9 protein-coding genes are annotated in these 7,530 nt (G+C 68.5%); 1 reads left to right on the top strand and 8 read right to left on the bottom strand.

Annotated features, from left to right (window positions below; genetic code table 11):
• From pnp to AX685_RS15650, 6 genes are all read right to left on the bottom strand, one after another.
• The coding region (pnp, locus tag AX685_RS15675) for a polyribonucleotide nucleotidyltransferase (protein WP_082741010.1) at positions 1-1,239 on the bottom strand (1,239 nt) is incomplete at its 3' end.
• A 153-nt stretch (positions 1,240-1,392) separates the two neighbouring features.
• Positions 1,393-1,662 carry a 30S ribosomal protein S15 gene (rpsO, locus tag AX685_RS15670; protein WP_066490321.1) on the bottom strand — a complete coding sequence of 90 codons (270 nt, stop codon included), beginning with the start codon at positions 1,660-1,662 and terminating at the stop codon, positions 1,393-1,395.
• Positions 1,663-1,685: 23 nt separating this feature from the next.
• Positions 1,686-2,642 (bottom strand): tRNA pseudouridine(55) synthase TruB, encoded by a 957-nt coding sequence (gene truB, locus AX685_RS15665; RefSeq protein ID WP_066490318.1) that lies wholly within the window; start codon positions 2,640-2,642, stop codon positions 1,686-1,688.
• A 4-nt stretch (positions 2,643-2,646) separates the two neighbouring features.
• Positions 2,647-3,339 carry a site-2 protease family protein gene (locus AX685_RS15660; protein WP_066490315.1) on the bottom strand — a complete coding sequence of 231 codons (693 nt, stop codon included), beginning with the start codon at positions 3,337-3,339 and terminating at the stop codon, positions 2,647-2,649.
• Positions 3,340-3,367: 28 nt separating this feature from the next.
• A complete protein-coding gene (locus tag AX685_RS15655) occupies positions 3,368-4,033 on the bottom strand; it encodes a hypothetical protein (RefSeq protein ID WP_156445854.1) in 666 nt (221 codons plus the stop codon).
• 34 nt (positions 4,034-4,067) lie between these two features.
• Entirely contained in the window at positions 4,068-4,652 is a 585-nt protein-coding gene (locus AX685_RS15650) for a thymidine kinase (protein ID WP_066490323.1), read from the bottom strand.
• On the opposite strand from AX685_RS15650, the gene AX685_RS21760 reads away from it, so the two are divergent.
• Positions 4,645-4,788: a hypothetical protein gene (locus AX685_RS21760; protein WP_197418649.1), complete on the top strand. Its 144-nt coding sequence runs from the start codon at positions 4,645-4,647 to the stop codon at positions 4,786-4,788. The genes AX685_RS15650 and AX685_RS21760 overlap by 8 nt on opposite strands.
• Before the next feature lie 214 nt (positions 4,789-5,002).
• Here the strand turns inward: AX685_RS21760 and rbfA are convergent, their stop codons facing one another.
• Both rbfA and infB read right to left on the bottom strand, forming a co-directional pair.
• Positions 5,003-5,386, bottom strand: a complete 384-nt coding sequence (gene rbfA / locus AX685_RS15645) for a 30S ribosome-binding factor RbfA (protein ID WP_066490309.1) — start codon at positions 5,384-5,386, stop codon at positions 5,003-5,005.
• Positions 5,387-5,540: 154 nt separating this feature from the next.
• On the bottom strand, positions 5,541-7,530 hold a 1,990-nt coding region (gene infB, locus AX685_RS15640), incomplete at its 5' end, for a translation initiation factor IF-2 (RefSeq protein WP_066490307.1).

The raw sequence follows: 7,530 nt of genomic DNA, 5'->3' as shown, positions 1-7,530 counted from the left end.
CACCGGGTGCAGCGCGCGCCACGCCAGCTTGCCATGGCCGATCTCGCGGCGGCCCGGCGCGCCGAAGCGGCCGACTTCGCCGACCGAATAGGGCGGGAAGTTATAGTGCAGCATGAAATGCTGGTACGACAGGCCGTTCAGGCCGTCGATCATCTGCTCCGCATCGCGGGTGCCCAGCGTGGTGGTCGCGATCGTCTGCGTCTCGCCGCGGGTGAACAGCGCCGAACCGTGCGCGCGCGGCAGGAAGTGGACTTCCGATTCGATCGGGCGGATCTGCGTGGTCGAACGCCCGTCGATGCGGCGCCCGTCCTTCAGAATCGCGGTGCGGACGATGTCCGCCTCCAGCTTCTTGACCAGCTTGGCCGCGACCAGCTGCTCCTGCGGCGAACGGTCCGCCATCGCGTCCTTCGCCTTGGAACGGGCCGCCGCCAGCGCGGTCTGGCGCGCCTGCTTGTCGGTCAGCTTGTAGGCGGCGGTGATGTCCTTGCCGATCAGCTTCTTCAGCTCGGCCTTGACCGCCTTCTGGTCGTCGCCCGCGGGCAGGTCCCACGGATCCTTGGCGGCCTGCTCGGCCAGATCGATGATCGCGTCGATCACCTGCTGCGACGCCTTGTGCGCGAACATCACCGCGCCCAGCATGACCTCTTCCGACAGCTCCTTGGCTTCGGATTCGACCATCATCACCGCGTCGTGGGTGGCGGCGACGACCAGGTCCAGGTCGCCCTCGACCGCCTCGGCATCGGTCGGGTTGAGGATGTATTCGCCATCCTTGTAGCCGACGCGCGCCGCGCCGATCGGGCCCATGAACGGCACGCCCGAGATCGTCAGCGCCGCCGACGCCGCGACCAGCGCGACGATGTCCGGCTCGTTCTCGCCGTCATACGACAGCACCTGCGCGATGCAGTTGATCTCGTTGTAGAAGCCTTCCGGGAACAGCGGGCGCACCGGACGGTCGATCAGGCGGCTGATCAGCGTCTCGCGCTCGGTCGCGCCGCGCTCACGCTTGAAGAAGCCGCCAGGGATGCGGCCGCTGGCGGAGAACTTTTCCTGATAGTGGACGGTGAGCGGGAAGAAGTCCTGCCCTTCCTTCACCTTCTTGGCGGCGGTCACTGCGCACAGCACCACCGTTTCGCCGAGCGTCGCGATCACCGCGCCGTCGGCCTGACGGGCCACACGGCCCGTTTCGAGAGTGAGGGTCTTTCCGCCCCACTCGATCTGCACCTTCTTGGTATCGAACATCTGTTTTCCTTCACACCGGCGACCCTATGTCGCCGGGGCCTGTGTTCGAACGGGCACGTCCCGTTCGTGTGGCGGAGTGTTCCGCCGCCGCCCGCTTGGCCGAATTGCCGGAGGGCGGATACGAGAAGGGCGCCGCGAGGGCGCCCTTCCGGATTACTTGCGAAGACCCAGCTTCGCGATGAGGGCGAGGTAGCGGTCCCCGTCCTTCTTGCGGAGATAGTCGAGCAGCGAACGACGCTTGTTGACCATCATCAGCAGGCCGCGGCGCGAATGGTTGTCCTTCGCATGGCCCTTGAAATGCTCGGTCAGGTTCTTGATCCGCTCGGTCAGGATCGCGACCTGGACCTCGACCGACCCGGTGTCGCCTTCGGCGCGGGCATTGTCCTTGATGACGTCCTGGCGGCGTTCAGCAGTGATCGACATTCATATTCCCTAGATCGACATCGTTACAGGTTGAAACCACGGGTGACGCGGACGTTGCCGTCCTCCACCTCCACCAGCGCGACGGGTATGTCCCCCAGCATGGCGAAGGCCTGACCGTCATCGGCGGCGATCCCGATCAGCGCGCGCCCCTGGCGGAGCGCCCCTGCCTGATCGGGGGTGAGCGATAGAGCCGGGATGTCGTCCAGCCCCGCGCTCAACGGCAGGAGTTTGTGTTCAAGGCTGCGCGCCTTAGCGATTTCGTCCAGTTTGTCCAGCGTAATCGCATCGGCGAGCGCGAACGGCCCCGCCTTCGTCCGCCTGAGATAGGTGACATGGCCGACGGTTTCCAGCGCCAGCGCGATATCGCGCGCGAGGCTGCGGATGTACGTCCCCTTGGAGACATGCGCGGTGAGGGTGATCTCCTCAAGCGGATCGTCATTCCAGCGAAGGCCGAGGTCCTCTAGTGATGGCCCGGTGCGCTGCACTGGAAGATCCCGGCCTTCGCTGGGATGACGTATCCGCACGGCATGAACCGTCACGTTCCGCGTCGCCAGCACCACCTCCTCGCCCGCGCGCGCCAGATCGTAGGCGCGCTGGCCATCGACCTTCAGCGCCGAATAGGCGGGGGGCATCTGCGCGATCGGTCCGGTGAAGCGCGGCAGGATCGCGGCGACCGCGGCGGCGGTCGGGCGCACCTCGCTGGTCGCGATCACCTTGCCCTCGGCGTCGAGCGTGTCGGTCTGCTCGCCGAAGCGGATCGTGAAATCGTACACCTTGTCGCTGTCAAGCATCCGCCCGGCCAGCTTGGTCGCCTCGCCGATCGCGATCGGCAGCACGCCGGTGGCCAGCGGGTCGAGCGTCCCGCCATGCCCCACCTTCGTCTTGCCATAGCCGCCGATGCGCAACGCGCGCTTCACCGCGGAGACGCCCTGCGTCGACCCAAGCCCCAGCGGCTTGTCGAGGATCAGCCAGCCGTGCACCGCCTCACCCCCCGATCGCGGTGGCGAGCGACAGGTACAGGTTCGTCAGCGCCTGTGCCGGCGGCGCGACCAGCCGCTGGACGATGTTCGCCTGCGGCAGCAGCGCGGGCAGCACCAGCAGCAGGACGATGAGCAGCGGGAAGCCGAACCGCGCCAGCCCGTCCCACTTCTGCGCCAGCCGCTCCGGCAACAGCCCTGCGACGACATGCCCGCCGTCGAACGGCGGCAGCGGGATCATGTTGAACACCGCCAGGAAGACGTTGATGAGCAGGAAGTTGACCAGGTTCGACGCGACGAACGCCGCCACGCTGCCCTCGGCCGCGGTCTCGATCGACTGCGCGAACAGCCCCAGCAGGATCGCACCGACCAGCGCCAGCGCCAGGTTCATCGCCGGCCCCGCCAGCGCCACCAGCATCATCGCGCGGCGCGGATCGCGCAGGTGACGCGTATCGACCGGCACCGGTCGCGCCCAGCCGAACACCGGCGCCTTGGCGATCGCCAGCACCAGCGGCAGCACGACGGTGCCGATCGGGTCGACATGGCGCAGCGGGTTCAACGACAGCCGGTTGAGCCGCTCCGCGGTGCGATCGCCCAGCGCGCGCGCCGCCAGGCCATGGCTCACCTCATGGAAGACGATCGCGATGATGAGCGGGATCAGCCATATCGCGACCGACCAGACGATGCCGTTGGGGTTCATGCCGCGTCAGATAGGCGCGCGCGCCGCGTCAGGAAACCCATGTGCGCCGGCGCGCGACCGTGCGCCAGCCGTCGGGGGTGCGGCGCAGCGCCCAGATCTCGCCCGCGCCGGACAGCGGGCCACCGCTGATCCCCACCTCCACGAAGGCGATGTCGCCGCGGCGCGCGACCGCGGACAGCGTCAGCACGGGAAAGCCGCAGGTTTCCGCTGTGCCCAGCCGCTGTCCGGGCGCCAGCCATCCGGCGTCGACCTTCCCGAAGTCGCGCGGCGGGGCGGGGGACACGGTCGCCCCGCCTTCGGGCGTATCGCTGGCGTTGAGTTCGCCGACCGCCTCATATTCGACCGGGGTTGGATCGCCACTTTCCGCCAGCATATAGGCGGCGTCGGCGACCGCGCGGCGCAACGCCGGGCCGACGGGCCGGTCCGCGACCCATTCCCACTCGGCGGTCATCGCGCGGATCGCCGTGCGGCGCTCGGCGGGGCCGGGGGCTTGGTGGTTGTGATCGTGCGCCGCCTCGACGATCATCCGGCGGATGCCCGCGAACGGCGCCTCGGTCAGTTCGGCGGGCACGCACATCCCGGCCCCACCGCGATCGACCGCGGCGAGCACGCCGCCCAGGACGGCCGCATCCTCGTCGGCGACGGGCACCGCCGCGCCGGCAAGCAGCGCCAGCGGCAAGATCGTCCAGCGCATCATCGGTCGCCGTGCTCCCCTCTTCCGATCCCCGTCACGCGGTCGCCTGCAACGCTTCCATGAAATGCCGCCGGCACAGCGCGACATAGCGGTCGTTGCCGCCGATCTCGGTCTGGCGCCCCTCCGCCACCGCGCGGCCCTCGGCGTCAACGCGCAGGTTCATCGTCGCCTTGCGCCCGCACGCGCACACCGACTTGATCTCGACCAGCGCGTCGGCCAGCGCCATCAGCCGCGCCGATCCTTCGAACAATGCCCCGCGAAAATCGGTGCGCAGGCCATAGGCCAGCACCGGGATGCCCGCCTCGTCGGCCAGCGCGGCCAGCTGCGCGACCTGCACCGCGGACAGGAACTGCGCCTCGTCCACCAGCACGCACGCGAGCGGTGCCTCGGCATGGCGCGCCAGCGCCAGCGCGGCGAGGTCGGTCTCGGCATCGAACATCGTCGCCGGCGCAGTGAGCCCGATGCGCGAGGTGATCGTGCCCGGCGCGAACCGATCGTCCACCGCCGCGGTGAACAGCATCGTGCGCATCCCGCGCTCGCGATAGTTGAAATCGGCCTGCAACAGCGTGGTCGATTTGCCGGCGTTCATGCTGGCATAGTAGAAGTACAGCTTGGCCATGACCGTTTCAGACCGCAGGATCACCGCCATGTCCAGCCGCGCATCGACCGAGCTCTATCCGATCATGATCGTCGAAGACCGGTATCAGGGCGTCTATTTGGGTGGCCGGTGGTGGGCCGTCGCCCGCGCAAGATGACGCGGGGTCGGTGCCGGGAGGACGAAGCGCGTGACGGATATGCCGACCGCGGAGAAACACGCCGCCCGCGCCTCGCACCGAGCGTCGCCCCGGCCGTGTCCGGGCGGTCTGTGAACGCTCTTTCCGTCATGCCGGACCTGTTCCGGCATCCACCGTTCCGCAAATTCAGCGCAGCATGTGCCGCGTCGCCGACGAACGGCGACACGACCTTACCTCATTCCCCGTCAAGGTCGCGCGCCACCTCCGGGCGGCGCAGCAGCGCGTCGATGTGGCTGCCCTCGTCGAAGCTTTCGTCGGCCAGGAACTTCAGCCGCGCGGCATATTTCATCTTCACCCGCGTCGCGACCTCGCGCTGGAGGTAGGCCGTGTTGGTGCGCAGCGCCTTCAGCACCGCCTCTTCGTCCTTGCCCAGCAGCGCTTTCACGAACACCGTGGCATGGCGCAGGTCGGGGGACATGCGCACCTCGGTCACGCTGACCATGTGGCTGGACAGCGTGTCGTCATGGACATCGCCGCGCTGCAGGATTTCGGACAGCACGTGGCGCACCTGTTCGCCGACGCGAAGGGTGCGGACGGACTTTTCGGGTTGGTTGGTCATGGCATCAAAACCCTCTCCCGGCGGGAGAGGGAGGGGCCCGCTCGGCAACGCCGAGTGGAAGGGTGAGGGGGACATCGCCACCGCTCACTCGCCCTCACCCTTCCGCCGGCGTTGCCGGCTCCCTCCCTCTCCCGCCGGGAGAGGGAAGACAGGTTTACAGCGTGCGCTCGCGCAGTTCGACCTCGAAGGTTTCGAGGAAGTCGCCGGCCTTGATGTCGGTGAAGTTCTGCGTGAACGTCACACCGCATTCCAGTCCGGCGCGAACTTCCGGCACGTCGTCCTTGAAGCGGCGCAGCGACGCGATCTCGCCATTGTAGATGATGACGTCGTCGCGGGTGATGCGCGCCTTGAGCGACTTGCGGATCGCCCCCTCGACCACCAGCAGGCCGGCGGCGCGGCCGTGCTTGCCCGCGGAGAAGACCTCGCGGATCTCGGCGCGGCCCACGACGGTCTCGAACGCCTCCGGCCCCAGCTCGCCGGCCATGCCGGCGCGGATTTCGTCGATCAGGTCGTAGATAACGTCGTAATATTTCAACGCCACCTTCTGCCGCTCGGCGATCTCGCGCGCCTTGGCATTGGCGCGCACGTGGAAGCCGATGATCGGCGCCCCCGACGCACCCGCCAGCGTCACGTCGCTTTCGGTGATGCCGCCGACGCCCGCATGCAGCACGCGCGCGCGGATCAGATCGGTCGAGATCTTGTTGATCGACGCCACGATCGCCTCGACGGTGCCCTGCGTATCCGCCTTCACGACCAGCGGATATTCGATCGCCTGGTTCGCCTTCAGCGCGGAGAACATGCTCTCCAGGCTGGCCGGCGCCTGCGTCGTGCGCTTCTGCAGCAGCACGCTCTGGCGGTATTCGGCCACCTCGCGCGCACGCGCCTCGCTCTCGACCACCTGCAGGCTGTCGCCCGCCGACGGGGTGCCCGACATGCCCAGCACCTCGACCGGCATCGACGGCCCGGCGGTCTTCATCTGGCGACCCTTGTCGTCGACCAGCGCACGCACCTTGCCGCTTTCCGCGCCGATGACGAAGACGTCGCCGACCTTCAGCGTGCCGCGCGTGACCAGCACGGTGGCGACGGGGCCGCGGCCCTTGTCCAGCTTGGCCTCGACCACGCTGCCCTCGGCGGGGCGGTCGGGATTGGCGGTCAGCTCCATCAGCTCGGCCTGCAACTGGATCTTCTCGATCAGCGTGTCCAGCCCGGTCTTCTTGAGCGCGGACACCTCGACGTCCTGCGTCTCGCCGCCCATCGCCTCGACCTGCACGTCATGCTCCAGCAGGCGCTCGCGGATGCGCTGCGGGTTGGCGTCGTGCTTGTCGACCTTGTTGATCGCCACGATCATCGGCTTGCCGGCCGCCTTGGTGTGGTTGATCGCCTCGATCGTCTGCGGCATCAGCCCGTCGTCGGCCGCGACCACCAGCACCACGATGTCGGTGACGTCCGCGCCGCGCGCACGCATCGCGGTGAACGCCTCATGGCCCGGCGTGTCGAGGAAGGTGACCTTCGACTTGTCCTTCAGCGTGACCTGATAGGCGCCGATATGCTGCGTGATGCCGCCGGCCTCGCCGCGCACCACGTCGGTGCCGCGCAGCGCGTCGAGCAGGCTGGTCTTGCCATGGTCGACATGGCCCATGATCGTGACGACCGGCGGGCGCGGCTGGAGCGTGTCCGGCGCATCCTCGGTCGTGTCCATCGCCAGGTCGACGTCCGAATCGGACACGCGCACGATGTTGTGGCCGAATTCGGTCACCAGCAGCTCGGCGGTATCCTGGTCGATCGTCTGCGTCATCGTGACGGGCATGCCCATCTTGAACAGCGTCTTGACCAGATCGGCACCGCGTTCCGCCATGCGGTTCGCCAGTTCCTGGACGGTGATCGCCTCGGGCACCTGCACGTCGCGGACCTGCTTGGCCTGCGGCTCGCGCGGGCCGCCGAAGCCACGCTTCTCCTTCTCGCGCGCACGCTTCAGCGCGGCGAGGCTGCGGGCGCGGGCGCCGTCCTCGTTCAGCGCGCGGTTGACGGTCAGCTTGCCGCCGCGGCGCTCGTCGCCCTTGCGGTCGCGCTGCGTCGGCCGGCTCGGCGGCGCGTTGCGGGGCGTCGCCTGCCCGCTGGGCAGGTTGCGCGGAGCGGAGCTGGAC

It is taken from the genome of Sphingomonas sp. CCH9-F2, assembly GCF_001556735.1.
Lineage (GTDB): Bacteria > Pseudomonadota > Alphaproteobacteria > Sphingomonadales > Sphingomonadaceae > Sphingomonas > Sphingomonas ginsenosidimutans.
The sequence above is the reverse complement of the archived record's forward strand: the minus strand, read 5'-3'. Positions and strand labels throughout refer to the sequence as shown.